This window comes from Halorubrum sp. SD683, assembly GCF_002135045.1.
Classification (GTDB): Archaea; Halobacteriota; Halobacteria; order Halobacteriales; family Haloferacaceae; genus Halorubrum; species Halorubrum ezzemoulense.
Window position 1 is genome coordinate 1 of sequence record NZ_NEWJ01000032.1, and the last position, 23755, is coordinate 23755.

Consider the following 23755-nt stretch of genomic DNA (forward strand, 5'->3'; position numbering starts at 1 on the left):
GGGCAGCCGTGAGGGCGCCGTAGGCGATGTAAGCACCGGAACGAGGGAGCGAACGAAGTGAGCGACCGAGTGAGGAGCACAGCGAGCGTACGGCGCCCTCACGGCTGGGGCTTTGGCGGTGGGAACCGGCGATCTGTAGCTGACCGAGCAGAGTTGAGCGGCTTGAGCTTCGTCTGTGTTCGACTCCGGAGTACCGATATGAATGGAACACACACCCGCGTATCGACCGCAACACATTTCACAACCAAGTAATACTACCAAGTTGTATGGACGGATTCAACGGCTTCGCGGACGTGAGCGAGACCGACGTGACGAAGGCGATCGGGAACGAGTGGACCGACGGATTCCTCGATTTCACCGACTCCGAGGTCATCGTCCTCGGCGGCGGCCCCTCCGGACTGATGGCCGCGAAGGAGCTGGCCGAGCGCGGCGTGAAGGTGATGATCGTCGAGAAGAACAACTACCTCGGCGGCGGCTTCTGGCTCGGCGGGTTCCTGATGAACACCGTGACGGTCCGGGACCCCGCCCAGGAGATCCTCGACGACCTCGACGTGGAGTACGAACCGGTCGAGGACGTGGACGGGCTCTACACCGCCGCGGGGCCGGAGGCCTGCTCCGGGCTGATCAAGGCGGCCTGCGACGCCGGCGCGCGCGTCCAGAACATGACCGAGTTCACCGACCTCGTCGTCCGGGACGACCACGAGGTCGGGGGGATCGTGATGAACTGGACGCCGGTCCACGCGCTCCCGCGCGAGATCACCTGCGTCGATCCGATCGCGGTCGAGTCCGACCTCGTCATCGACGCGACCGGCCACGACGCGGTCGCGATCAGCAAGCTCGACGAGCGCGGCGTCCTCTCGGCGCCCGGGATCGAGCACGCGAAGCAGCACAACACCGGCATGGACCAGACGGGCGACGGCGAGTACGGCGCGCCCGGCCACGACTCGCCCGGCCACGACTCGATGTGGGTCGGCGAGAGCGAGGACGCGGTCGTCGAGCACACCGGCGTCGTCCACGACGGCCTGATCGCCTCCGGGATGGCGGTCGCGACCGCCCACGGCCTCCCGCGGATGGGCCCGACGTTCGGCGCGATGCTCGTCTCCGGCAAGCGCGCCGCGCAGTCCGCGCTCGACGAGCTCGGCGTCGACGCGCCCGAGGTGTCGCTGTCGACCGGTAGCGCGCCCGCGCCCGCCGACGACTGAAAATCCGTCACCGCTGACGCTGCGGCGACCGACCCTCCACCGTTCCGATCGCTCGGCGATACGTACTCGACTGCGGAGCGACCGCGAGCGCCGGCAGAGCCCCGGTCGCGGGCTCCGTGTCCGGGACCCGCGAGGGACCGTTCTTCACGAACGTTCACTCGGGAGCGACTCAACCGGGTGCCTTTTTCAGCCGCTACGCCGAACCCGGCGGTATGCGAAACGCCAAGATTGTCTGTACGATCGGTCCCGCCTCGGACGACCGGGACACGATCCGCGGCCTCGCCGACGCGGGGATGTCCGTCGTCCGACTCAACGCCAGCCACGGGACGACCGACCACCGGGAGACGGTGATCGAGCGCGCCCGCGCCGTCGACGACGAGATCGACGACCCGCTCGCGGTGATGGTCGACCTGAAGGGGCCGGAGGTCCGCACCGCCGAGATCGACGACCCGATCGCGCTCGCCGAGGGCTCGGAAGTGAGCTTCCTCGAAGGCGACGACGCGACGCCCGAGCGCGTCGGGCTCACCCACTCGATCGGGGCCGCCGAGCCGGGCGACACGATCCTCCTCGACGACGGCCGGATCGAGTGCCGCGTCGAGCGCGTCGACGGCGAGTCCGTGGTCGCGACGGTCGTCTCGGGCGGCAAGCTCGGCTCCCGGAAGGGCGTGAACCTGCCGGGCGTCGCCATCGACGTGGACCTGATCACTCCGGAAGACGAGGCCGAACTCGACCTCGCGGCCCGGACGAACGCCGACTTCGTGGCGGCCTCGTTCGTGCGCGACGCGGACGACGTGTACCGGATCGCCGACGAGCTGGAGGCGCGCGGCGGCGACGACATCCCGATCGTCGCGAAGATCGAACGCGCCGGGGCGGTCGAGAACCTGGAGGGGATCGTCGACGCCGCCGACGGCGTGATGGTCGCCCGCGGCGACCTCGGCGTCGAGTGCCCGCTTGAGGACGTGCCCGTGATCCAGAAGCGGATCATCCGGACCTGCGTCAACAAGGGCGTCCCCGTCATCACCGCGACGGAGATGCTCGACTCGATGGTCTCCTCGCGGCGGCCGACCCGCGCGGAGGCCTCCGACGTGGCGAACGCCGTCCTCGACGGCACCGACGCCGTGATGCTCTCCGGCGAGACCGCGGTCGGCGAGGACCCGATCAACGTCGTCGACACGATGGACCGGATCATCCGGCAGGTCGAGTCTAGCGACGAGTACGCCGAGACGCGCGAGCAGCGCGTCCCGACCGCCGAGGAGGGCTCCCGGACGGAGGCGCTGGCGCGGTCGGCGCGCTACCTCGCGCGCGACATCGGCGCCTCCACGGTGGTCGCGGTCTCCGAGTCGGGCTTCACGGCGCGAAAGACCGCGATGTTCCGCCCGGGCGTCCCGGTCGTCGCGACGACGCCGAACGACCGGATCCGCCGACAGCTCGCCCTCTCGTGGGGAGTCCGACCGGTGTTGACCGAGTACGCCAACGACATGGAGTCGATCCTCGACAACGCGGTCGACGCCGCGCTCGACCGCGGCGGCGCGGCGTCCGGCGACACCCTCGTGGTCCTCTCCGGGATGCTCACCGAGTTGGAGGGGACGAACACGACGAACACCCTGAAGGTCCACGTCGCCGCGGAGACGCTCGTGACCGGGAAAGGGGCCGTGGCCGGCCGCGTGGCCGCCCCGGTCCACCGGACCGAGGACGGCGACCTCGACGCACTCCCCGAGGACTCCGTGGTCGCGCTGGGGCCCGAGTTCAACGGGGAGTTCGGCGGCGACCTCGACCGGATCGCCGGCATCGTCGACGCCCGCGAGGGGATGACCGGCTACCCCGCCGTCGTCGCCCGCGAGCTGGGCGTCCCGATGGTCTCCGGCGCCGCCCTCCCCGAGTCGGTCGCCGACGGGACCACGGTGACCGTCGACGGCGAGCGCGGCGTCGTCTACGACGGCGACGTGCTCCGCGCGGCCCGCGAGCGGTAAGTACCGGCGACGCCCGCGACGCGACCGCCGCGCTCGGTCCGGGACCGACGCGCCCGCCAGCCATTTATTACGGAGTCGCGTACGAGGTCGTATGAGCGACGAATCCGGCGACGGTGCCCGCGACGGAGACTCGGCCGTCGAGGCCGGCGACGACGCCGTCACCGGCGATCGGAGCCGAGCCAACGACGCGGGCGAGAAGGGCCCGGACGGCGGGACCGAGTGGCGCTTCTCGGTCGACGACGTGGGGCCGGACGGGGTCACCGAGGACACCGCCACCCCGGCGGACGAACCGATCGAGCCGGGCGACATCACCCTCGAACACGCGGCGTTCGTCGTCCTCGGCGTCGCCCTCACCGTCGGCACCTTAGTGGTCGGACTCTGAGTCGGACGCCGCGGGGAGACCGGACGAGGAGCGTCGAGAGCGTCCGAGCGACGAGCGGCGAGACGGCCCGAGGGGAGAGCGTCAACGGCTCGTCGGACGCCGCGCGACCGCGCGCACCACCACTTATCAGGCCGCGGCCGTAGGACCGAACATGAACGCGCTGGCACAGTCCGGACTCCTCTCGCCGGACACCCTCCCCCTCCTGCTGTTGACCGCGGGGCTGCTGCTCTCGATGGCGGAGGCGCTCGCGCCGGGGGCGAACTTCATCGTCGTCGGCATCGCGCTCATCGGTGCCGGGCTCGGCGGGCTGGCGCTGACCTCGCTCGGCGTCGCCGGCGCCCTCCTCACCCTGTTCATGGCGCTGCTGACGCTCGTGTTCGGTGCGGCCGCCTTCTACGCCTACCACGAGTTCGACTTCTACGGCGGGAAGGGGCAACAGCAGACCAGCGACAGCGACTCCCTGAAGGGGAAGACCGGAACCGTCACGGAGCGCGTGACGCCCACGGGCGGCGAGGTGAAACTCGCCGGCGGCGGGTTCAACCCACACTACTCCGCCCGGTCGATGGAGGGGACGATAGACGAGGGCGAGGAGGTGATGGTGGTCGACCCCGGCGGGGGGAACGTCGTCACCGTGGAGTCGATGGGGTACGTCGAGGACGACATCGACCGCGAGCTGGCGGCCGACCGCGCGCGGAAGGCCGCGGCGAGCGAGGCCGAGCGGGAGGCGGACGCGGCCGAAGAGGGCGCCGACCCGGAGGCCGAACTCGAACGGGAGTGACGCGGTCGGCGGCGGCGCGTTCGACCGAAAAAGCACTTGTGTGTCGCCCCGGATCGCTTGGGCGTGCCCTCCCCGCTCGCCGTCCTCACGAGTCCGATCGGTAGCGTCCTCGACCGCGTCCGCGACGCGGTCGACTCTCCCCGCGCCGGGACCGTCGCGGTCGCGATGCTGGTCGTCGTCACGATCGGCACCAGCGTCGGGATCATCGCGCTCGGGGCGGTCTTCGACGCGACGGTCGACCAGCAGATCACGGTCGACAACCCGGATCGCCCCTCGGAGTCGACCTGCGAGACCTTCGGCGACGACCCCGACTCCGCGTTCGCAGAGGAGTGTGACGAGCCGAAGCAAATCGAGGTCGACGCGGGCGAGGAACTGAGCGACGCCGCGAACGGCTACATCCACTACGGGCTGCTCGGCGTCCCGATCTGGTGGGTCGCGTTCGCGCTCGCGCTCCACGTCGGGGCGCTCGTCGCGGGCGGCTCCGGCTCCGTCGGCGACTCCTTCGTGATCGCCGGGTGGGCGATCGGGGCTGAACTGCTCCGGCTCGGCGCCGGGATCGTCGCGATCTGGTACACGCTCTCGAACGCGGCGCCCGCGGGGTCGTCGTTCGAGGCGCTCACGACGGACCTCGTCGCCGCGATCACGAGCGCGACGGGGCCGCTGCTGGTCGCGTCCGCGGTAGCGATCGCGATCCAGTGGGTCGTGGTCGTCGGCGGGCTGGCGGCCGTACACGACCTCGACCGCGGCCCCGCGGCGGGGGTGGCGACGTTCTTCGCCGCGATCGTCCTCCTGATCGCGGCAGTCTGAGCGCTCCCAGAGCGGTCGGCCCCGGGCGTCGGTTCGAGCGCTCGGAGCCGCCGATTCGGGAGTTTTTAAGCCGCCGGCGCTCCCCCTCTCGGTATGATCCTGTCCGACGCAGACATCCTCGACCGGCTCGCCGAGGGCGACCTCGCGATCGAGCCGCTCGACGACGTCGACCAGCAGGTCCAGCCCGCCAGCGTGGACCTGCGGCTCGGCGAGCGGTTCCTGGAGTTCCAGCGCACCAACATCCCCTGTATCCACCCGACAGACGCCGGCGAGGTGAGCGAGTACGTCACCGAGACGACCGTCGCCGAGGGCGACGAGTTCATCCTCCACCCCGGCGACTTCGTCCTCGGGACGACCGCCGAGCGGGTCAGGATTCCGGACGACCTCGTCGCGCACGTCGAGGGGCGCTCTTCGCTCGGGCGACTCGCCATCGTCGTCCACGCCACCGCTGGGCTGTGCGACCCCGGCTACGAGGGCCAGATTACCCTCGAACTCTCGAACCTCGGGACCGCCCCCGTGGCGCTCTCGCCCGGCATGCGCGTCTCGCAGCTCACCTTCACCGAGCTGAAGCGGCCCGCGGACCGGCCGTACGGCGCCGAGCGGGGCTCGAAGTACCAAGGACAGGACGGCCCGCAGGCGTCGCGGATCGGCGACGATCCGGAGTTCGCCAACGATAGCCGCACCGATGAAGCGGCCGGAGGTGACGGGCGATGAGGTTCATCGAGGAGGTCGTCGTCGACGAGTTCCTGCCGACCGTCCGCTCGATGCTCGCGGAGGACCTCCGCGACCGCGGGTTCACCCAGAGCGAGGTCGCCGACGCCCTCGGCATCTCGCAGTCGGCGGTCTCGAAGTACGCCGCCGGCGACGTGGCCAGGCACGAAGACATCGTCGCGGACGAGCGCGTGCGCGACCTCGTCGAGCGCGTCGGCGAGGGGCTCGCGAGCGGCGACCTCACGCCCGTGGCCGCGCTCGTCGAAATCGAGGTGCTGATCCGCCAGCTGGAGGAGGGCGACCTGCTCGCCGACCTCCACGAGGCGGCGATGCCGGGGCTCGCCGACGCCGACGTGGAGTTCTCGGTCCACGACCCGGACAGCGGGCTCCGCGAGCGCGAGCGCGTCCTCACCTCGGTCCGGCGCGGGCTCCGCACCCTGACGAACGCCTCCGGCTTCGCCGGGCTCATCCCGAACGTCGGCGCGAACGTCGCCGAGTGTACCGACGACGCCGCCACGGTCGACGACGTGGCCGCGGTCCCGGGCCGGCTCGTCGATGTGAAGGGCCGCGCGATGGTCCCCGGCGAGCCGGAGTTCGGCGTGAGCGAACACGTCGCGACGGTGCTGCTCGCGGCGCGCGAGGCCGGATCCGGCGTCCGGGGCGCGGTGAACCTCCGGTACGACCCGGAGACGGTCGCGGCGCTCGGCGAGTCGCACCTGACCGTCGAGTTCGACGCCGAGCGCGAGACCCGCGAGGCGGTCGCCGACGCGGTCCGGGAGGCCGACCGTCCGGCGGGCGACGAAGCGGAGACGCTCGTGGCGTACCAGACCGGCGCGGTCGGCGTCGAGCCGATCGTGTACGTCCTCGCGCCGACCGCTGCCGAGGCGGCGCGGATCGTCCGCGGCCTGCTGTGACGCGGGGCAGGTCGTCCGCGACCGACCGTGACCCCGTCACGGGCGACGGGTTTTAGACCGGACCGTCCAAATTCACGGGCGTGACACGGACACGGCGGTCCGGGATGCGGACGCGCTCCTTCTAGCGGCGGGCGGACCCGTCGCGGCGGCGACGGCCGGTAGCGCGGCCGACGCCGGCGTGGCGGCGAATCCCGCCGCCCTTCCGCAGCGCCCGGACCGTCGACCCGGCCGCGGTGTGACCAGTTCCCGAGCCGGCCGCGACGGGCCAGAACCAGCGGGCTTTAGACCCGATCGACCGACATACGACATACACACACCACATGAGCCACGACGACTTCCCCACGGCCGACCCGGCGGTGGTGACCTGTGGGCTGCCGTACGCCAACGGCGACCTCCACATCGGTCACCTCCGCACCTACGTCGGCGGCGACGTGTACAGCCGCGCGCTCGAACGACTCGGGCAGGAGACCGCGTTCGTCTCCGGCTCCGACATGCACGGCACGCCGGTCGCGGTCAACGCCGAGCAGGAGGGCGTCTCCCCGGAGGCGTTCGCGCTCGACTGGCACGAGCGCTACGCGGAGACGTTCCCGAAGTTCAACGTCGAGTTCGACAACTACGGCCACACCCACGACGAGACGAACACGGCGGTGACTCAGGAGCTCGTCCGCGACCTCGACGAGGCGGGCCACCTCTACGAGAAGGAGATCATGGTCGCGTACGACCCCGTCGACGACCAGTACCTCCCGGACCGCTACGTCGAGGGGACCTGCCCCTACTGCGGCGCGCACGCCCGCGGCGACGAGTGCGACGAGGGGTGCCAGCGCCACCTCGAACCCGGCGAGGTCGAGGACCCCGAGTCGACGATCACCGGCAACCCGGCGGAGTACCGCGAGCGCACCCACCAGTTCTTCGCGGTCTCCGAGTTCGCCGACTACCTCTCCGACTTTCTCGACCGGCTGGAGGGCACCTCGAACGCCCGCAACCAGCCTCGCGAGTGGATCGAGCAGGGGCTCCAGGACTGGTGTATTACCCGCGACATGGACTGGGGGATCGACCTGCCCGGCGGGAACCCGCAGGACCTCGTCCTCTACGTCTGGGTCGACGCCCCGATCGAGTACATTTCCTCGACGAAGCAGTACTCCGAGCGCGTCGGCGCGGACGCGTTCGACTGGGAGGCGGCCTGGAAGGAGGGCGCCAGCGACGACCACCCCGAGGGCGGCGAGATCGTCCACGTGATCGGCCGCGACATCATCCAGCACCACACGATATTCTGGCCCGCGATACTGGAGGCGACCGACCACGCGGAGCCGCGCGCGGTGATGGCGAGCGGGTTCGTCACCCTCGACGGGAAGGGGTTCTCGACCAGCCGCGACCGCGCGGTCTGGGCCGACGAGTACCTCGACGAGGGGTTCCACCCGGACCCGCTGCGCTACTACCTCGCCACCAACGGCGGGTTCCAGCAGGACGTGGACTTCTCGTGGGAGAAGTTCGCCGAGCGCGTCAACACCGAGCTCGTGGGGACCGTCGGCAACTTCCTCTACCGCTCGCTGCTGTTCGCCCACCGCAACTTCGAGGGCGGCCCCGACGCCGACGCCCCGAGCGACGACGTGGCGGCGCGGATCGACGAGGCGGTCGACGACGTGGCCGCCGCGGTCAACGACTACTCCGTGCGGGCGCTGGGCGACGCGGTCACCGACCTCGCGCGGTACGGTAACGAGTACATCCAGCGCAACGAGCCGTGGAAGCTCGTCGACGAGGCCCCCGACGAGGCGGAGCAGGTCATCTACGACTGCGTCGCGCTCGCGAAGGCGATCGGGGTCCTCTTCGAGCCGCTGGGCCCCGAGAAGAGCGAACGACTCTGGGAGCAGCTCGGCGAGCCCGGCTCCGTCCACGAGACCACCGTCGAGGCGGCACGGGAGGGCCCGGCGGGCGACCTGAGCGAGCCGACCGAGCTGTTCGAACAGATCGAAGACGAGCGCGTCGAGGCGCTCAACGAGAAGCTCGAAGCGCGCGTCGCCGAGGCGGAAGCGGACGACGGCGACGAGGAGCGCGACGACGGCGCGGACGCGACCGACGACGACGGAACCGACGCGAACGCCGACGAAGCCGACGCCGACGACACCGACATGACCGACATCGAACCCCTCAGCGACGACCGCATCAGCTTCGACGACTTCCAGGAACTGGACATCCGCGTCGGGCGGATCGAGGACGCGGTCGGGATCGACGGCGCCGACGACCTGCTGAAGCTCACCGTCGACCTCGGCGCGGAGACCCGGACGATCGTTGCGGGGCTCAAGCAGCTCCACGACGTCGACGACCTGCCCGACACGAAGGTGATCGTGCTCGCGAACATGGAGAAGGCGGAGCTGTTCGGCGTCGAGTCCAACGGGATGGTCCTCGCGGCCGGCGAGGAGGCCGACCTCCTCACCACCTACGAGGGCGCCGGACCGGGCACGAAGGTGAAGTGAGGCGACGGACCGGCCGGCGCAGCGCCGCTCAGGCGTCGAGCACTTCTATCAGGTTCCCCTCGGGGTCCCTGACGAACAGGACGGTGGTCCCGCTCTCGGTGGTCCGAGGCGGGCTCAGCGTCTCCACGTCGTCCGCGAGGCCGTCGTAGAACGCCTCCACGTCGTCGACGGAGAGGCCGAGGTGCGTCGCCCCGGGACGGTTCAGCTCCGGCGGGTCGGGGCTCTCCTCGCCGACCGGCTCGTATTCGACGAGCTCGACTATCGAGCCGCCGGCGTCGAGGTGGGCGAACTCGGCCGACGCGTCCTCGACGGCGACCGCCTCGGCGAAGGCGTCGCCGCCGACCGCGAACTCGGCGACGAGGTCGAGGCCGAACGTCTCGGCGTAGAAGTCGACGGCGCGGTCCAAGTTGGCGACGGTGATCCCGACGTGGTGGGCGGTTGGGTCGGACACGGGTAGGCGCTCGGCCGGCGCCGGGGAAACCGTGTCGCCTCAGAGCCCGAACAGGCGAGCGACGAGGCCGGCGAGGACGACCAGCGCGCCGAGAACGAACGTCCCCGGGAGCGGGAGAACGAACAGGAGCGCGCCGACCAGTATTAAGAGCGTCGAGGTCCGCATCACCGTCGTTTCGGCGTCGCGACCGATATACCTTCGGACGAGCGACCCCCCGGGACCGAAACGACCATTCCGCCGCCGGCCGACCCTCCGGTATGCACGTGGTCGTCAACGCGGCCCAGAGCGTCGACGGGAAGCTCGCCACCCGCCGCCGGGAACAGCTCCGGATCTCCGGCCCGGAAGACTTCGACCGGGTCGACCGGGTCAGGGCGGCCGCGGACGCGGTGCTCGTGGGCGTCGGCACCGTCCTCGCGGACGATCCGCACCTCACCCTCGACGAGGAGGACCGTCGCGTGGGGCGGCTCCAGAACGGGCGACCGGGCGACCCCGCGCGCGTCGTGGTGGACTCGACCGGACGGACGCCGACGGACGCTCGGGTCCTCGACGACGCGGCGACGACGTATCTCCTCGTCTCTGCCGCGACCGACCGCGACCGTCGAGCGGCGCTCGCCGACGCCGGCGCGGAGGTGATCGTGGCCGGCGAGGAGCGCGTCGACGTCGCCGAGGGGTTCGAGAAGCTCGCGGACCGCGGTGTCGACCGGCTGATGGTCGAGGGGGGCGGCGAGGTGATCTTCTCGTGTTTCGAGGCCGGCCTCGTCGACGAACTCCACGTCTACGTCGGCTCGTTCGTGATCGGCGGCCGCGACGCGCCGACGTTGGCGGACGGGGCCGGGTTCACCGAGGAGTTCCCCGACCTGACGCTCGCGGAGACGGAGCGGTTCGACGACGGGACCGTCCTCTCGTACGAGGTCGGCGGTGGCGGCGGCGAGTCGTGAGCAGGGGGACGCGAGGCGAGTCGTGAGCAGGGGGACGCGGCCCGGGGCGTGTGAACGGTAACCACGAAATCGCGGAGTACACGCGCCGTGCCACCGGTGTACACGAAAATCACCGAAGTATTTATATGCCGTCCGCAGGTAGTTGCGGGTACCAGAACGCCTCTGGCGCTGGTGGAATCGCACGCTGAAATGAACGGGAGTTCTTGCAGACGGCCCGACGCACCACAGCGAGCGTCCGCTATCGCCGGAGCGGTGATGGAGAGATAACAAATGGTAACGAAAGAAGAAGTCATCGAGCAGTACGACGTGGAACCGATGGACGAGGCGGACAACGTGGACCTTTCTGAGGACGACTTGGACAACGGCTCCAAGGGGCAGCTCATCAAACGCGCCGGGCAGCTGCGAGACCGACGCAACGAGCTGAACCAGATGGCGTCCGAGCGCGCCTCCAAGCGCGACGACCTCAACGCGAAGACGCGAGAGAAGGTCGACGAGGCCCAGGAACACCGCGAACAGCGCGACGAGCTCAACGAGCAGGTCCAGGAGCACAAGGACAAGCGCAACGAGCTCAACGCCGAGGCCAACGAGCTGTTCGACGAGGTCGAGGAGCTCAAACAGGACCTCGAACTCGGCTCCGGTAAGTCCATCGAGGAGCTCGAAGAGGAGATCGAGGACCTCGAGTTCCGCCAGCAGACCGAAGTGCTCGACGCCGAAGACGAGCGCGAGCTCATCGAGAAGATCGACGACAAACGCGAGAAGCTCGCCGAGAAGAAAGAGAAGGTCGACGACACGAGCGAGCTCGACGACCTCGTCGAGGAGGCCGAGGAGGTCCGCTCCGAGGCGTCCCAGCACCACCAGAAGGTGACGGAGCTCGCGGACAAGGCCCAGGAACACCACAACCAGATGATCGAGGCCTACCGCGAGGCCGACGACATCCGCGACGAGGCCGACGAGATGCACGAGCTGTTCGTTGAGGCCCAGGAGGCGGCCGACCGCCACCACGAGGACTTTGTCCGCGTCCAGAAGCGCCTGCGCGAGCTCGACAAGAAGGAGGAAGAAGAGCGGGAGGACGAGCGCGCCGAGAAGCGCGAAGAGGAGAAGGAAGAGGCCGAGGAGATCTATCAGAAGTTCAAGGAGGGCGAGACGCTCGACACCGAGGACCTGATGAAGCTCCAGAAGACCGGCCTCCTGTAAGCCGGGCGACGCGACCTTTCTGCGGTTCTTCTGCGACGCGCCGAGCGACGGGTCCGTCGCCCGCCACGCGCAGGTCGTCGGGGGTCCGCCGAGGATTGGCGATCCCGACCGAACGGCTCGGCTCGACGCCGTTCAGTCGGTGCGCGTCGGCTCGTCCTCGGCGACGAAGCGGTCGTACGCAGATGTGAACTCCGCGTCCGCCTCGGTCGCGTCCTCCCACGCGGTGAGGCCCCGCTCCGCGGCCGTTCCCGGGATCGAGTTGTCGAGGAGGAACGCCACGACCCCGCCGACCGCCATCCCCGTCGACCCGATGACGTAGACCGTGTTCGCGACCACGTCGGCCCCGAGGAGCGGGCCGAACAGGAAGACCTCGGCCAGCCCCTGCTGGAGGGCGTCCACGCCCCCGACGCTCCGCATGTACTCCGGGACGGCCAGTCCGGTGAACATCGCGATACCGACGACGAAGATGTTGCGCGAGGAGTCGAGGTCGACGTACTTGAGGTTCGAGAGCCCGACGCCGACGATCTGGGCGAACATGGCGATGTAGAGTCCGCCGATGATCGGGCTCGGGACGGTGGCGACGAGCTGGCCGAAGTAGCCGACGAACCCGACGAGGATCATGAGCGCGGCGCCGATCTGGACGACGTACCGCGAGGCCACGCCGGTGAGACCGATGGCGCCGACGTTCTCGGAGTACGAGGTCGACCCGCCGGTCCCCATCACCCCGGAGAAGACGTTCATCAGCCCCTCCATCCCGATCCCGTGCGTCATCCGCTCGCTGCTGGGGGCGCCCATGCCGGAGAGCCGGGCGACGGCGTGGTAATCGCCGATGGACTCGACGATCGAGGCGGCGACGCCGGCGAGCATCCCGATGACGAACGCCGGCGTGACGCTCGGCACGCCCCACTGAAGCGGGTAGATGAGGTGAACTGGGTCGGCGGCAGCGACGCTCGCCAAGTCGACGTAACCCGGCGTCTCCGGTCCGAAGACGCCGAGGACCGAGAGGGACGCCGCGAGTACCCACGCGACGACGATGCCGAGGAGAACCGGAAACAGCTGGAACAGCTTGGACCGCGCGCCGAGGTACTGCGAGAACAGGACGATGGCGACCAGCGTCAGGCCGACGAGCCACCAGTTCTGATCGGCCGCGGTGATCTCGGGGGCGTTGAACAGGGAGAGACCGATGAGGACGATAACCGGGACGATGACGACCGGCGAGAGACCCTTCCGCAGTCGACCGACGAGGCCGAAGTAGCCGACCGCGACCTCGGCGAGCGCGGCGACGATGATCGCGCCCTGAAGCTGTAACAGGGCGGCCCGCCAAGCCTCGATGCCGGCCGGCGGGTTCGCCGTCACGACGCCGATGACCGCGAGCGCGGGCGCGAGCATCGAGAACGGCGCGCCCTGAACGATCGGGTAGCGGTTGCCGAACGTCGTCTGCGCGAGCGTCGCGATCCCCGACACGACGAAGAACGTGCCGACGAAGCGGGGGATGACCGACTCCGGCATGCCCATCGCGCCGGCGAGGATGAGGGGCACGGCGATGTTCGCCCCGACCATCGTGAGGTAGTGTTGCGCGCCCAGCAGAAGCGACCTCCCGAGCGGTGGTCTGTCGTCGATGCCATACCGAACGAACGCGTCGTCGTCCTCGTTCCCTCCCATTCCTGTGGCGTTCATCGACGCAGGGGTACAAAAATTCGGCCCTTGGCGGGCGCGGGTCGGCCCGTTGGGAGGTACGGCGCTGTGCCGCGGTAGCTCCGCGACGCGCGTCGGCCGGCGACAGTATATATAAACGGTCCCACGCCCAACCGACGGTATGGACGACGCGCCGGCGAACGGACGGAAGGGATTGCTCGCGGCCGCCGCGGTGGGCGCGGCGACGACGATCGCGGGCCGAGCGGTGCTCTCGCGGCTCACCGGCGGGCGGTTCGGTGACGCCGACGAGTACAACGCCGCGAAGGTGACCGTGTCGGGGCCGATCAGGCGAAGTCAGGGGCGACCCTCGCCGCTTTCGGGCCCCGGCGGCGCGACCGCCGACGACGTGGTCGAGCAGATCGAGGCGGCCGACGACGACGAGGACGTGGAGGCGCTGCTCGTCGAGCTCAACACGCCCGGCGGCGAGGTCGTCCCGAGCGACGACATCCGGCGGGCCGCCGCCGCCTTCGACGGGCCGACCGTGGCGTACGCGACCGACACCTGCGCCTCCGGGGGGTACTGGATCGCGAGCGGCTGCGACGAGCTGTGGGCACGCGACGCCAGCCTCGTCGGCTCCATCGGCGTCGTCGGCTCCCGACCGAACGCGAAGGGGCTCGCCGACAAGCTGGGGATCTCCTACGAGCAGTTCACCGCTGGGGAGTACAAGGACGCCGGCGTCCCGCTGAAGGAGATCGAGGAGGAGGAACGCGAGTACCTCCAAGGGATCATCGACGGCTACTACGAGCAGTTCGTCGAGACCGTGAGCGAGGGGCGCGACATGGACCCCGAAGAGATCCGGGAGACCGAGGCGCGCGTGTACCTCGGCGACGACGCCGCGGAGATCGGGCTCGTCGACGAGCTCGGGACCGAGGACGACGTGGAGGACCGGCTCGCGGAGCTGATCGGCGCGGAGCCGGAAGTGCGCGAGTTCACGCCGGAGCGCGGACTGGCGGAGCGGCTCGGTATCGGCGCCGAGCGGGTCGCGTTCGCCGCCGGGAGCGGCGTCGCGGACGCCTTCGTCGACGACGGCGGCGACATCGACGTGGAGTTCCGCTAGCGACGGGGAGGATTTTTGTCCGGTCGCGGTGTGAGTCGACACGTGACGACGCTGGTCATCTGCGTCGATCGCTCCGGGGCGATCGGCCGCGCCACCAACGTCCCGATGCCGGTCGCCGGCTGGGAGGCCGTCCGGTCGCTGGTCACGGACGCCGGGCTGGACGACCCCGAGGACGCCAGCGTGAACTGCCTGCTGGAGTCGCTTCGCGTCGCGCGCGACCTCAGGGACGAACGCGAGGAGTCGGTGGTGGCGGTCGTCTCCGCCGAGAGCGACACGGCGGTCGGCGCCGACCGCTCTATCGCCTCCCAGCTCGACGACCTCGTGGAGCGGTACGACCCGCGGGCCGCGATCGTCGTCGTCGACTCCGCCGAGGACGAGCGCGTCCTCCCGGTCGTGGAGTCGCGAGTCCCCGTCGACTCCGTCGACCGCGTCGTCGTCCGGCAGGCCCGCGACATCGAGTCCACCTACTACCTCCTCAAGCAGTTCCTCGCCGACGAACAGCTGCGGTCGACGGTGTTGGTCCCCGTCGGGGTCGCGCTGCTCCTCGTGCCCGCGCTGTTCGCCTGGTTCTCCGCGGGCGAAGCGGTCGCGGGCGTCGCCGGGCTGCTCGGCGCCGCGCTGCTGTACAAGGGGCTCGCGATCGACCGGCTGATGGCGGGAATGCCCGAGCGCGTCCGCGAGGCGCTGTACGCCGGACAGGTGTCGGTCGTGACGTACGTCGTCGCCGGGGGGCTCGCGCTGGTCGGCGGCTTCTTCGGCTTCCTCGCCGCCTCGGAGCTGGCCCCCGGATCGCCCCGGCTCGTCGAGGTCGTGGAGTTTACCTTCGTCGCGGTCCCGTGGTTCGCGGTCGCCGGCGTGACCGCGGCCGTCGGGCGGCTGCTCGATGAGCTGATCCGCGACGAGGGGATCCGGACGCCGTACCTCAACCTCCCGTTCGTCATCGCCGCGGTGGCCCTCGTCGTCCGCGGGTTCGCGGGCTACTTCCTCGCCCAGGAGGCGATCCGGCAGCCGCTGTCGGCGTACGGGATGGCGATGACCCCGGTCCAGCAGCTGGCGGCGTTCATCGTCGGCGGAATCGTCGTGTCGCTCGTCGGCGTCAAGGTCGCCAGCGACGTCGGCACCGAGACCCTCGAAGACGTCATCGACGCGGACCGGGACGCCGAGGGGCAGCGCGAGTAGACGGCCGGACGAGACGTTCAGCCGCGAGGGCACGGGTAGACCGCGGACGCGTCGTCCGACCGACCGCCTTTTGTCGGTCGCGGCCGCGGGGGCGGGCATGGACGTTTACGGACTGATCGGGAACCCGGTCGGGCACTCGCTGTCGCCGCCGCTACACGAGGCGGGCTACGAGGCGCTCGGCCTCGACGCGCGGTACGTCACCTTCGAGCCGGACGCCGACGCCGCGGCCGCGGCGATCACGGGCGCGGCCGACCTCGGAGTGGCGGGGCTCAACGTCACGGTGCCGTTCAAGCGCGACGCCCTCGACGCGGTCGACGCCGCCCCGCTCGCCGCGCGCATCGGCGCGGTCAACACGGTCGACTACGGGCCGGTCCGGGCCGGCGAGGCCGACCGGCCGCGCGGCCACAACACGGACGCCGCCGGGGTGACCCGGGCGCTCGCGCACCACGACGTGGCGGTCGACGGGCGAGACGCGCTCGTCGTCGGGGCGGGCGGCGCGGGACGGGCGGCCGCGTTCGCGCTGGCCGACGCGGGCGCGACGGTCCACGTCGCGAACCGCACCGCGGAGCGGGCCGTCGAGCTGGCCGACGCGGTTCCGGACGCGACCGGCGGCGGCCTCGACGACCTCGGTGAGCGCGTCGCCGCCGCGGACCTCCTGGTCAACGCGACGAGCGTCGGAATGGAAGCGCCCGACGAGACCCCCGTCCCCGCGGAACACCTCCACGGCGACCTCGCGGTCCTCGACGCGGTGTACGCGCCCGTCGAGACGCGGCTGCTGCGGGAGGCCGCCGCCGCGGGCGCGACGACCGTCGACGGCGCGTGGATGCTGCTGTATCAGGGCGTCGAGGCGTTCGAGATCTGGACCGCCGAGGACGCGCCGGTCGACGCGATGAACGCGGCGCTGCGGGCTGCGTTGGAGTAAGGAAGGGTTCGGGACGGGAGGTTCGCCGCTCAGACCAGCCGTTCCGCGATCCGCGCCGCGCCCTCCGCGGCCGCGGTCGCGGGGCTGTCGGGGGAGACGACCTCAACGTCGCGGTCGAGCTCCTCGGCGAGGCGCTTCTCGAACTCCTCGGTGAGCCCGGGGATACACGCCATGCCGCCGGTTGCGGCGAGGGGGCGCCCGAGCGCCAGCTGGTATGGTTTCATGTGGTCGTTCGCGAGCTCCGGGAGGAACTCGTTGGCGACGACGTCGACCGCCTCGTCGATGTACCGGTCGACCGGCTCGCGGACGCCCCGGTCGACGGTGAACTCGTGGCTTCCGCCGCCCGGCTGCTGGATCACGTCCGTGAACGGCTCGAAGTCGTACACGTCCGCGTGCTCCTCTTTATACTCGCGGGCGGTCGTCCGGTCGATGTGGACGCGGCCCTGGCTCTCCTCCTCGACGGCGGCGACGATCCGGCGGTCGACCTCGTTACCCGTCACCGAGCCGGTCGAGAACGGCGAGAGCTGCTCGCCGCGCCGGTAGGCGCACGCCTCCATCGTCGTCGACCCGAGGTTCACCGAGACGAACACCTCGTCGATCGCGTCAAGGTCGTCGCCGTAGGCGGGGATCGCCCCGCACAGCGACTCGGGGTAGCTCCGGGTCTCGACCTGGCCGATGGAGGAGCCCTCGATCACCGACTTGAGGTTCTCGACGCCCGCCTCGTTGTCGATGGTCGGCACCGCGTAGACGACCGCGCTGTCCTCGGGCACGTCGTAGGCATCTACGATGGCCTCGAAGAAGCGCTCTGCGTCCGCGACGCTGTCGTCGTCCTCGGGGAGGCCCGACCGCAGCATGAAGCGCACACGGTCAGGGTACTCGACCGCGGCCTCCTCGCCGAACAGCACCTTCTCTTCGCCGGTGATGGCGTCCTCGTAGGTCGCCAGACAGGTCAGCACCGAGTGGCGCTCCCGTCCGCCCCGCCCGTCGGGAACGTCGAGCACCGTTCGGGTGCTGCCGAGTTTTACGCCGACCGCTGCCGATTCGTCCGATTCGTTGATGTCCGTGGGTTCGTCGTCGCTCATTGGTCACTCGCACACGAAGCGATCCGGACGATGGAGACGAGACTGATCCGGTGGTCCGCCGGCGTGAACGGCCGGTCGCGCGTCGGGGCGTCGAACCCCTCCAGCCGGCGCGTCAGCGCCGCGACCGCGTCGTCGCCGACCCAGTCGAGCTCGCCGTAGTAGGACAGCACGTCCCGGCTCCGCACGTGGCCGCCGACGTCGACGAGGTAGCCGAGCCACTCGCCGATCTCGCGTTCCGCCGCGGGCGACGCCGGGATCGCCGTCAGGTACGGCCGATCCGCGGGGTCGTCGCCGTCGAACCGCGCACCACGCTGACGCTGGAGCAGCTCCGTGAACGCGGCCGAGCGCGCCGCCTGCTCGGCTCGGTTCCGGTTCGGCCGCCGGAGCGCCCGCTCCCGAGGCGCCCCGTCCGCACCGTCTCGCGGCGCGTCCGCGATCCGGCGCAGCTCCCGTACGTCGTATCGTCGTGGATTCAGACTCATGTTTCCGTCCGTCGTTCGCGTCCGTACCCGAATCCTCACGGCGGGGTCATATGATAGTTAGGCCTCGGTTATCAGCGGTGAGAAACGTCGTGGTGGCACGACCGGCGCCGGGAGCGCTCGCCGCGCGCTCGTGCGCGGACCGTGTGCGGCCGCTCAGTCGACGACGCGGTTCGCGAGCGCGACGCTGCCGGCGGCGAGTGCGGTCCCGGCGACCACGTCGGTCGCCCAGTGGATCCCGAGGAACATCGTCGCCACCACGATGCTCGCGGTGAGGAACGCGGCCACTGGCGTCCACCGCGGGAACTCCTCGTGGGTAAAGACGGCCGCGAGCAGCACCGTCACCGACAGCGCGGTGTGAAGCGAGGGGAAGACGTTCGTCTCGACGTTCACTCGCGCCGTCAGCCGCGTCACGCCGCGGAACCAGTCGAGGAGGAGCGGCTCGACGCTCGCGGCGCTCTGGTCGGCACCGGGCACGTCGCGGTAGCTGCGCGGACCGTACGCGACGACCCCGGCGTAGCAGGCGATCGCGAACGCGTAGTTGACCGCGTACGCCGCGATCAGTCGCTTCAGCGGTCGCAGATTCCGGGCGAACGCGTACGCCACGAGCGGGAACGAGAGCAACACGACGTAGCCGACGACGTATATCGGTCCGAAGTAGTACACCGCGGCCCGCGGGATCGCGTCCTGTATCGCGGCCACGAGGTCGCCCTCCACAGCGTAGATGGCAGTCGTCGCGCGGTAGCCGTACTCGAACGAGAACGCTTCCAGCCGTCGAAGCAGGCCCTTGTTGACGGCGAGCACGAGCGCGAATCCGCCGACGTACGGCGCGATTCTGCGCGCGCGCTCGCGGAGCAGTTCGCGGTCCGCGAGGACGCTCCGGACTCGATCGCGGCCGACACACGCCGGTAGCAGCGCGGCGAACGCGGCGACCACGGCGGCGAGGACGACGCCGAGGAGCCGGAGGAACTCGACCGGGAGTTGCTCGATCATCGACTACGTCTCACCCGTCATCCGTCGGTACGAGGCCAGGACCGGACCGGTATTACTCCCTCGGTAGCGGTGGGTCGGTCCGCGTCTCCGACGACCGCCGCGCTCCGCACCGCCCCGTCGACTCAGTCCGACTCTGCCCACGGGAGCGGCTCGGTACACCAGTGACAGAATTCGAGGTCGGCGTCGATCTCCTTGCCGCAGTTGGGACAGGTCACGTCGACGGCCTCGCCGTCCCCGCCGCTCACGGCCGCGACCGGCGCGGCGTGACCGGCTCCCGCCCCGTCGTCGCCGTCGGCGCGCTCGACCTGACGCCGCATCGCCTCGGCGGTGGCGGCGCGCTCGCGCTCCGCGACGACGGTCCGGCCGACGAGGTACGCATCGAGCGCCGACAGCAGCGACAGGAGCGCGATCGGCAGCGCCACGTCCGGGGGGACCGCGGCCGACACCGCCGCGGGGTCGGCGAGAGGGTCGACCGGTTCGACGTCGTACAGGGCAAACAGCGCGACGCCGCCGCCGATGATCGTCAGGTGCCACAGCAGCGCCCGGCCCCACCGGCGCAGCGAGAGGTGGCCGAGCCCCGGGAGGACCAGCGCGAGCACGGCGGCGAGGACGGGACGCAACTGGCTTCGCATACGGCCCGGGTTCGATCGGCCCGTACTTAGGCCTGCGGTGTCGCACCGAGCGACCGCGGCCGGGCGGTCGCTCTCGTCGCGCGGACGCCCCGGGGATCCCGTCGCGGATAACAACGGTTAATCGCCGCCCGGCCGTCGGCCGCGACATGAGCAGCCAGCGGGCGACCGCGTTCGTCCCGGGTCACGTCACTGCCTTCTTCAGCGCGCACCGCGACGACGACCCGACCGTCGCCGGGTCGCGCGGCGCGGGCGTGACGCTCACCGACGGCGTGACGGTCCGAGTGTCGGCGGCGGACGACGGGGACACGGTGGCGGACGCCGCCGCCGCTGGGGAGACGACCATCGACGGCGAGGTCGGTTCGATCGGCGCGGTCGACGACGTGCTCGCCGAACTGGACGCGACCGCCGCCGACGTGGCGGTCGAGACCGACCTCCCGATCGGCGCGGGCTTCGGCGTCTCGGGCGCCGCGGCGCTCGGGGCCGCGCTCGCGGCGAACGACGCGTTCGACCGGGGGCGCTCCGAGAACGAGCTCGTCCGCGTCGCCCACGCCGCGGAGGTCGACCGCGGGACCGGCCTCGGCGACGTGGTCGCGCAGGCGCGCGGCGGGGTCCCGGTCCGGCTCGAACCCGGCGCGCCGGGCGTCGGCGAGCTCGACGGTGTGCCGGCGAGCGCGCGCGTCGAGTACGTCACGTTCGGCGAGCTGTCGACCGAGGAGGTACTCGGCGGCGACACGGACGCCCTCTCGGCGGCCGGCGAGGACGCGCTCGACCGGCTTCGGGCGGACCCGCGGCTCCCGACGCTGATGGACGCGGCCCGCGGATTCGCCGGCGAGGCTGATCTCCTCGTTCCCGAGGTGGCCGAGGCGATCGACGCGGTCGACGCGGCCGGCGGCGAGGCCGCGATGGCGATGCTCGGCCGCACCGTCTTCGCGCTCGGCACCGGGCTCTCCGACGCGGGCTACGACCCCGAGGCCTGCCGGATCGACGCCGCGGGCGCGCGGCTCGTTGACGACTGAGGGCGCCTCGGATCCGAGTATCGGCTCCAGAAGCGGGCGACGACCACAGAAGACGGCGACGACCCCTTCGAGAAGCATCGCGGAAGCGCCGACAGCAACCAGACGATGCCGGAGCGGATGCGTCGACTCCGCGGCGAGTACCCGCGAGAGGTCGATGGCCCACCAGAAACCGACGAGGGTTCCGACGGCGGGACGACGGGTGCCGACCCGTGACGACGGCGGTCGACACGAACGCGTTCCTCGGGCTGCTGTACGACGACGAACGCGCTGACGCAAGCGGGGCGGCGCTCAGGCGCGCGTATCGAGACGGAGCGGTCGTTGCCGCGCCCGTCGTCTACGCCGAACTCGCGGCCGACGGCCGCTTCGCATCGGCCGCCGACCTCGATCGCTTTCTCGCGGACTTCAGCGTCGACGTGACCGAACCCTCACGCGAGGCGCGCTTCGCCGCGGGCGAGCGGTTCCGGGAATACGTGGACCGCCGTCCGGACGGAATCCAGTGTCCCGCGTGCGGTGAGAAGCGGTCCGTCGACTGCGAGGCGTGCGGCAAGTCGCTCTCACCGCGCCAGCACGTCGCCGCCGATTTCCTCATCGGCGCGCACGCCGCAGTCGACTGCGACGGACTGGTCAGCTTCGACGAGGAGTTCTACTCGACGTACTTCCCGTCGCTGACCGTGTCTCCCGCGTGATCGATTACCGGGTTTCGTCCGGAAAGAGGTCCCGCAAGTCCGGGTGTTCGCGGAGTTCGATCGGCGGTTCTTGACTCCGGGCCGCGGACGGATCGGAGGCGATCCGGTCCCGGATCCGTTGCCGCTCCTCGTGGCGACACAGGACGTTCACCGTAATCTCGTCGAGTTCGAACACGGACGCGACCGCCGCCCGGTGGAACCCCTCGCACAGTTGTATCTCCCCGTCCCGTCCGATCGCGACGACCGGTACACCGCCGTCTCTCGAAGCCGCTCTCTCCCGTCGAGGTCCCAGTCGCTGCCCTCGACGCGGCCTCCTCGCAGCGCCCGCCGACGAACAAAGCTTTACCGCGTCGCCCGCCTAGCTCCGGCAAATGGTACTCGACGACCTCGGCACGTCCCTGCGGAGCAGCCTCGACAAGCTCCAGGGGAAGTCCCGACTCTCCGAGAGCGACGTCGAGGAGATCGTCAAGGAGATCCAGCGCTCCCTGCTGTCCGCCGACGTCGACGTCTCCCTCGTGATGGAGCTGTCGGACTCGATCAAGTCCCGCGCGCTCGAAGAGGAGCCGCCGGGCGGCACCACGGCGAAGGACCACGTCCTCAAGATCGTCTACGAGGAGATGGTCGAGTTGGTCGGCGACTCGACCGAGCTCCCCTTAGAAAACCAGACGATCCTCCTCGCCGGCCTCCAGGGGTCGGGGAAGACGACCTCCGCGGCGAAGATGGCGTGGTGGTTCTCGAAGAAGGGGCTCCGGCCCGCGGTCGTCCAGACCGACACCTTCCGGCCGGGCGCGTACGACCAGGCGAAGCAGATGTGCGAGCGCGCGGAGGTCGACTTCTACGGGAACCCCGACAACGACGACCCGGTCGACATCGCCCGCACCGGCCTCGAAGAGACGGCCGACGCGGACGTTCACATCGTCGACACGGCGGGGCGGCACGCGCTCGAAGACGACCTCATCGCGGAGATCGAGGAGATCGAAGGCGTCGTCGACCCCGACCGCTCGCTGCTCGTCTTGGACGCCGCGATCGGGCAGGGCGCGAAGGAGCAGGCCCGACAGTTCGAGGAGTCGATCGGCATCGAGGGCGTCGTGATCACCAAGCTCGACGGGACCGCGAAGGGCGGGGGCGCGCTGACCGCGGTCAACGAGACCGACTCCTCGATCGCCTTCCTCGGGACCGGCGAGACGGTCCAGGACATCGAGCGGTTCGAGCCGTCGGGGTTCATCTCCCGGCTGCTCGGCATGGGCGACCTGAAGCAGCTCTCCGAGCGCGTCGAGCGCGCTATGCAGGAGACCCAGGAGGAGGACGAAGACTGGGACCCCGAGGACATGCTTCAGGGCGAGTTCACCCTGAAGGACATGAAACGGCAGATGGACGCGATGAACAAGATGGGGCCGCTCGACCAGGTGATGGACATGATCCCGGGGCTCGGCGGCGGGATGATGGACGAGCTCCCGGACGACGCGATGGACGTCACCCAAGACCGGATGCGCCGCTTCGAGCGCATCATGGACTCGATGACGGAGGAGGAGCTCGAGAACCCGCGCGTCGTCGGCCAGTCGCGCACGGAGCGTATCGCCCGCGGCTCGGGCACCGACGAGGAGACGGTCCGGCAGCTGCTCGAACAGCACTCGATGATGGAACAGACGATCAGCCAGTTCCAAGGGATGGGCGAGGGCGACATGCAGCGCATGATGAAGAAGATGGGCGGCGAGGGCGGCGGCCTCGGCGACATGATGGGCGGCGGCAAGGGCCCGTTCTGAGCGGCGCCGCGAGGCGGTTCCCGTGCGGCTGTCCGCTCCGCCCGGTCGGGGCGACGACAAAACACTTCTGACGGGGGCGAGTTGAGGCCGGCGTGACCGTGCGCGACGTGGTGACCGACAACCTCGGATACGCCCTCCTCGGCGGTCCGGCGGTGGCCGTCCTCTCGGGGCTCGCCGGGGCGTCCGCCCTCGGGACGGCTGGCGGCGTCGCCTGCGGGACGGCGGCGTACGGCCTCGGGTGGGTGCTCGCGGTCCGCCGGTCGACGGGAGACGCCGAACCGCCGTCGGACGCCGACGAGGCCGACGGCCGTCGCGAGGGCGAGCTAGAGGCGCAGAAGGGGTCGTACGGCGGCGGTGGCGGATAGCGCCCGCGCCGGCGTTCGCCATCGCGGCGGCAGGTAACGCGGCACGAGTACAGAGAACGCAACGCGGC

At 70.7% G+C, this 23755-nt stretch carries 24 protein-coding genes and 1 pseudogene; 18 read left to right on the plus strand and 7 right to left on the minus strand.

Features of this window, described 5'->3' with window-relative positions:
- Positions 1-266 precede the first annotated feature (266 nt).
- The 8 genes from B9G49_RS09540 (at position 267) to metG (ending at position 9235) form a co-directional block, all read left to right on the plus strand.
- Positions 267-1202: a sulfide-dependent adenosine diphosphate thiazole synthase gene (locus B9G49_RS09540; protein ID WP_086216196.1), complete on the plus strand. Its 936-nt coding sequence runs from the start codon at positions 267-269 to the stop codon at positions 1200-1202.
- Positions 1203-1414: 212 nt separating this feature from the next.
- Positions 1415-3172, plus strand: coding sequence for a pyruvate kinase (gene pyk, locus B9G49_RS09545; protein WP_086216197.1), 1758 nt, complete (start codon positions 1415-1417; stop codon positions 3170-3172).
- A gap of 91 nt (positions 3173-3263) precedes the next feature.
- Positions 3264-3554, plus strand: a complete 291-nt coding sequence (locus B9G49_RS09550; protein ID WP_049932443.1) for a hypothetical protein — start codon at positions 3264-3266, stop codon at positions 3552-3554.
- Positions 3555-3705: 151 nt separating this feature from the next.
- Positions 3706-4332, plus strand: coding sequence for an NfeD family protein (locus B9G49_RS09555; RefSeq protein ID WP_086216198.1), 627 nt, complete (start codon positions 3706-3708; stop codon positions 4330-4332).
- 63 nt (positions 4333-4395) lie between these two features.
- Positions 4396-5139 (plus strand): YIP1 family protein, encoded by a 744-nt coding sequence (locus B9G49_RS09560; RefSeq protein ID WP_086216199.1) that lies wholly within the window; start codon positions 4396-4398, stop codon positions 5137-5139.
- Positions 5140-5232: 93 nt separating this feature from the next.
- On the plus strand, positions 5233-5853 hold the full coding sequence (gene dcd / locus B9G49_RS09565) for a dCTP deaminase (RefSeq protein ID WP_086216200.1): 621 nt from the start codon (positions 5233-5235) through the stop codon (positions 5851-5853).
- Entirely contained in the window at positions 5850-6764 is a 915-nt protein-coding gene (locus B9G49_RS09570; protein WP_086216201.1) for a thiamine-phosphate synthase family protein, read from the plus strand. Before dcd ends, B9G49_RS09570 begins: the two co-directional genes overlap by 4 nt.
- A gap of 320 nt (positions 6765-7084) precedes the next feature.
- The gene (gene metG / locus B9G49_RS09575; RefSeq protein WP_086216202.1) at positions 7085-9235 is read left to right on the plus strand and encodes a methionine--tRNA ligase; all 2151 of its coding nucleotides are present in this window, start codon (positions 7085-7087) and stop codon (positions 9233-9235) included.
- Positions 9236-9263: 28 nt separating this feature from the next.
- On the opposite strand, the gene B9G49_RS09580 is transcribed toward metG, so the two are convergent.
- Positions 9264-9686, minus strand: coding sequence for a VOC family protein (locus B9G49_RS09580; RefSeq protein WP_086216203.1), 423 nt, complete (start codon positions 9684-9686; stop codon positions 9264-9266).
- 39 nt (positions 9687-9725) lie between these two features.
- Positions 9726-9851, minus strand: coding sequence for a hypothetical protein (locus B9G49_RS17160; protein ID WP_254921775.1), 126 nt, complete (start codon positions 9849-9851; stop codon positions 9726-9728).
- A gap of 92 nt (positions 9852-9943) precedes the next feature.
- Here B9G49_RS17160 and B9G49_RS09585 point away from each other — a divergent pair, with 92 nt between their 5' ends.
- On the plus strand, positions 9944-10624 hold the full coding sequence (locus B9G49_RS09585) for a 2,5-diamino-6-(ribosylamino)-4(3H)-pyrimidinone 5'-phosphate reductase (protein WP_086216204.1): 681 nt from the start codon (positions 9944-9946) through the stop codon (positions 10622-10624).
- 270 nt (positions 10625-10894) lie between these two features.
- A complete protein-coding gene (locus B9G49_RS09590; protein ID WP_049932428.1) occupies positions 10895-11818 on the plus strand; it encodes a coiled-coil protein in 924 nt (307 codons plus the stop codon).
- A 132-nt stretch (positions 11819-11950) separates the two neighbouring features.
- Here B9G49_RS09590 and B9G49_RS09595 read toward each other — a convergent pair whose 3' ends face one another.
- On the minus strand, positions 11951-13480 hold the full coding sequence (locus B9G49_RS09595; RefSeq protein WP_086216205.1) for a uracil-xanthine permease family protein: 1530 nt from the start codon (positions 13478-13480) through the stop codon (positions 11951-11953).
- 154 nt (positions 13481-13634) lie between these two features.
- On the opposite strand from B9G49_RS09595, the gene sppA reads away from it, so the two are divergent.
- From sppA to B9G49_RS09610, 3 genes are all read left to right on the plus strand, one after another.
- A complete protein-coding gene (gene sppA / locus B9G49_RS09600; RefSeq protein ID WP_049932423.1) occupies positions 13635-14570 on the plus strand; it encodes a signal peptide peptidase SppA in 936 nt (311 codons plus the stop codon).
- 42 nt (positions 14571-14612) lie between these two features.
- Positions 14613-15749 (plus strand): DUF373 family protein, encoded by a 1137-nt coding sequence (locus tag B9G49_RS09605; protein ID WP_086216206.1) that lies wholly within the window; start codon positions 14613-14615, stop codon positions 15747-15749.
- A 97-nt stretch (positions 15750-15846) separates the two neighbouring features.
- Positions 15847-16671 carry a shikimate dehydrogenase gene (locus B9G49_RS09610; protein WP_086216207.1) on the plus strand — a complete coding sequence of 275 codons (825 nt, stop codon included), beginning with the start codon at positions 15847-15849 and terminating at the stop codon, positions 16669-16671.
- 29 nt (positions 16672-16700) lie between these two features.
- On the opposite strand, the gene B9G49_RS09615 is transcribed toward B9G49_RS09610, so the two are convergent.
- From B9G49_RS09615 to B9G49_RS09630, 4 genes are all read right to left on the minus strand, one after another.
- Positions 16701-17753 carry a hypothetical protein gene (locus tag B9G49_RS09615; RefSeq protein WP_086216208.1) on the minus strand — a complete coding sequence of 351 codons (1053 nt, stop codon included), beginning with the start codon at positions 17751-17753 and terminating at the stop codon, positions 16701-16703.
- Complete coding sequence (locus tag B9G49_RS09620; protein WP_049932416.1) at positions 17750-18235, minus strand: FlaD/FlaE family flagellar protein; 486 nt, start codon at positions 18233-18235, stop codon at positions 17750-17752. The genes B9G49_RS09615 and B9G49_RS09620 overlap by 4 nt, the downstream gene beginning before the upstream one ends.
- Positions 18236-18388: 153 nt before the next feature.
- Positions 18389-19225, minus strand: a complete 837-nt coding sequence (locus tag B9G49_RS09625; protein WP_086216209.1) for a phosphatase PAP2 family protein — start codon at positions 19223-19225, stop codon at positions 18389-18391.
- Between the two features lie 122 nt (positions 19226-19347).
- Positions 19348-19857, minus strand: coding sequence for a zinc ribbon domain-containing protein (locus tag B9G49_RS09630; RefSeq protein WP_049932411.1), 510 nt, complete (start codon positions 19855-19857; stop codon positions 19348-19350).
- Positions 19858-20003: 146 nt separating this feature from the next.
- Here B9G49_RS09630 and B9G49_RS09635 point away from each other — a divergent pair, with 146 nt between their 5' ends.
- From B9G49_RS09635 to B9G49_RS09660, 5 genes and pseudogenes are all read left to right on the plus strand, one after another.
- Positions 20004-20873, plus strand: a complete 870-nt coding sequence (locus B9G49_RS09635; RefSeq protein WP_086216210.1) for a pantoate kinase — start codon at positions 20004-20006, stop codon at positions 20871-20873.
- A 12-nt stretch (positions 20874-20885) separates the two neighbouring features.
- Positions 20886-21086, plus strand: a pseudogene (locus B9G49_RS17330) (AbrB/MazE/SpoVT family DNA-binding domain-containing protein); the annotation flags it as partial.
- The gene (locus B9G49_RS09645) at positions 21083-21559 is read left to right on the plus strand and encodes a PIN domain-containing protein (protein WP_086216211.1); all 477 of its coding nucleotides are present in this window, start codon (positions 21083-21085) and stop codon (positions 21557-21559) included. The pseudogene B9G49_RS17330 and the gene B9G49_RS09645, both read left to right, overlap by 4 nt.
- Positions 21560-21930: 371 nt before the next feature.
- Positions 21931-23322 carry a signal recognition particle protein Srp54 gene (locus tag B9G49_RS09655; RefSeq protein ID WP_049932406.1) on the plus strand — a complete coding sequence of 464 codons (1392 nt, stop codon included), beginning with the start codon at positions 21931-21933 and terminating at the stop codon, positions 23320-23322.
- A 92-nt stretch (positions 23323-23414) separates the two neighbouring features.
- Positions 23415-23687 (plus strand): hypothetical protein, encoded by a 273-nt coding sequence (locus B9G49_RS09660; protein ID WP_049932405.1) that lies wholly within the window; start codon positions 23415-23417, stop codon positions 23685-23687.
- Positions 23688-23755: the final 68 nt, after the last annotated feature.

What these genes read in the sequence shown, in the direction of transcription:
- B9G49_RS09540 (WP_086216196.1), top strand. Translation starts at nt 267, where the DNA reads ATGGACGGATTCAACGGCTTCGCGGACGTGAGCGAGACCGACGTGACG.
- pyk (WP_086216197.1), top strand. Translation starts at nt 1,415, where the DNA reads ATGCGAAACGCCAAGATTGTCTGTACGATCGGTCCCGCCTCGGACGAC.
- B9G49_RS09550 (WP_049932443.1), top strand. Translation starts at nt 3,264, where the DNA reads ATGAGCGACGAATCCGGCGACGGTGCCCGCGACGGAGACTCGGCCGTC.
- B9G49_RS09555 (WP_086216198.1), top strand. Translation starts at nt 3,706, where the DNA reads ATGAACGCGCTGGCACAGTCCGGACTCCTCTCGCCGGACACCCTCCCC.
- dcd (WP_086216200.1), top strand. Translation starts at nt 5,233, where the DNA reads ATGATCCTGTCCGACGCAGACATCCTCGACCGGCTCGCCGAGGGCGAC.
- B9G49_RS09570 (WP_086216201.1), top strand. Translation starts at nt 5,850, where the DNA reads ATGAGGTTCATCGAGGAGGTCGTCGTCGACGAGTTCCTGCCGACCGTC.
- metG (WP_086216202.1), top strand. Translation starts at nt 7,085, where the DNA reads ATGAGCCACGACGACTTCCCCACGGCCGACCCGGCGGTGGTGACCTGT.
- B9G49_RS17160 (WP_254921775.1), bottom strand. Translation starts at nt 9,851, where the DNA reads ATGCGGACCTCGACGCTCTTAATACTGGTCGGCGCGCTCCTGTTCGTT.
- B9G49_RS09585 (WP_086216204.1), top strand. Translation starts at nt 9,944, where the DNA reads ATGCACGTGGTCGTCAACGCGGCCCAGAGCGTCGACGGGAAGCTCGCC.
- B9G49_RS09590 (WP_049932428.1), top strand. Translation starts at nt 10,895, where the DNA reads ATGGTAACGAAAGAAGAAGTCATCGAGCAGTACGACGTGGAACCGATG.
- B9G49_RS09595 (WP_086216205.1), bottom strand. Translation starts at nt 13,480, where the DNA reads ATGGGAGGGAACGAGGACGACGACGCGTTCGTTCGGTATGGCATCGAC.
- sppA (WP_049932423.1), top strand. Translation starts at nt 13,635, where the DNA reads ATGGACGACGCGCCGGCGAACGGACGGAAGGGATTGCTCGCGGCCGCC.
- B9G49_RS09610 (WP_086216207.1), top strand. Translation starts at nt 15,847, where the DNA reads ATGGACGTTTACGGACTGATCGGGAACCCGGTCGGGCACTCGCTGTCG.
- B9G49_RS09615 (WP_086216208.1), bottom strand. Translation starts at nt 17,753, where the DNA reads ATGAGCGACGACGAACCCACGGACATCAACGAATCGGACGAATCGGCA.
- B9G49_RS09620 (WP_049932416.1), bottom strand. Translation starts at nt 18,235, where the DNA reads ATGAGTCTGAATCCACGACGATACGACGTACGGGAGCTGCGCCGGATC.
- B9G49_RS09625 (WP_086216209.1), bottom strand. Translation starts at nt 19,225, where the DNA reads ATGATCGAGCAACTCCCGGTCGAGTTCCTCCGGCTCCTCGGCGTCGTC.
- B9G49_RS09630 (WP_049932411.1), bottom strand. Translation starts at nt 19,857, where the DNA reads ATGCGAAGCCAGTTGCGTCCCGTCCTCGCCGCCGTGCTCGCGCTGGTC.
- B9G49_RS09635 (WP_086216210.1), top strand. Translation starts at nt 20,004, where the DNA reads ATGAGCAGCCAGCGGGCGACCGCGTTCGTCCCGGGTCACGTCACTGCC.
- B9G49_RS09655 (WP_049932406.1), top strand. Translation starts at nt 21,931, where the DNA reads ATGGTACTCGACGACCTCGGCACGTCCCTGCGGAGCAGCCTCGACAAG.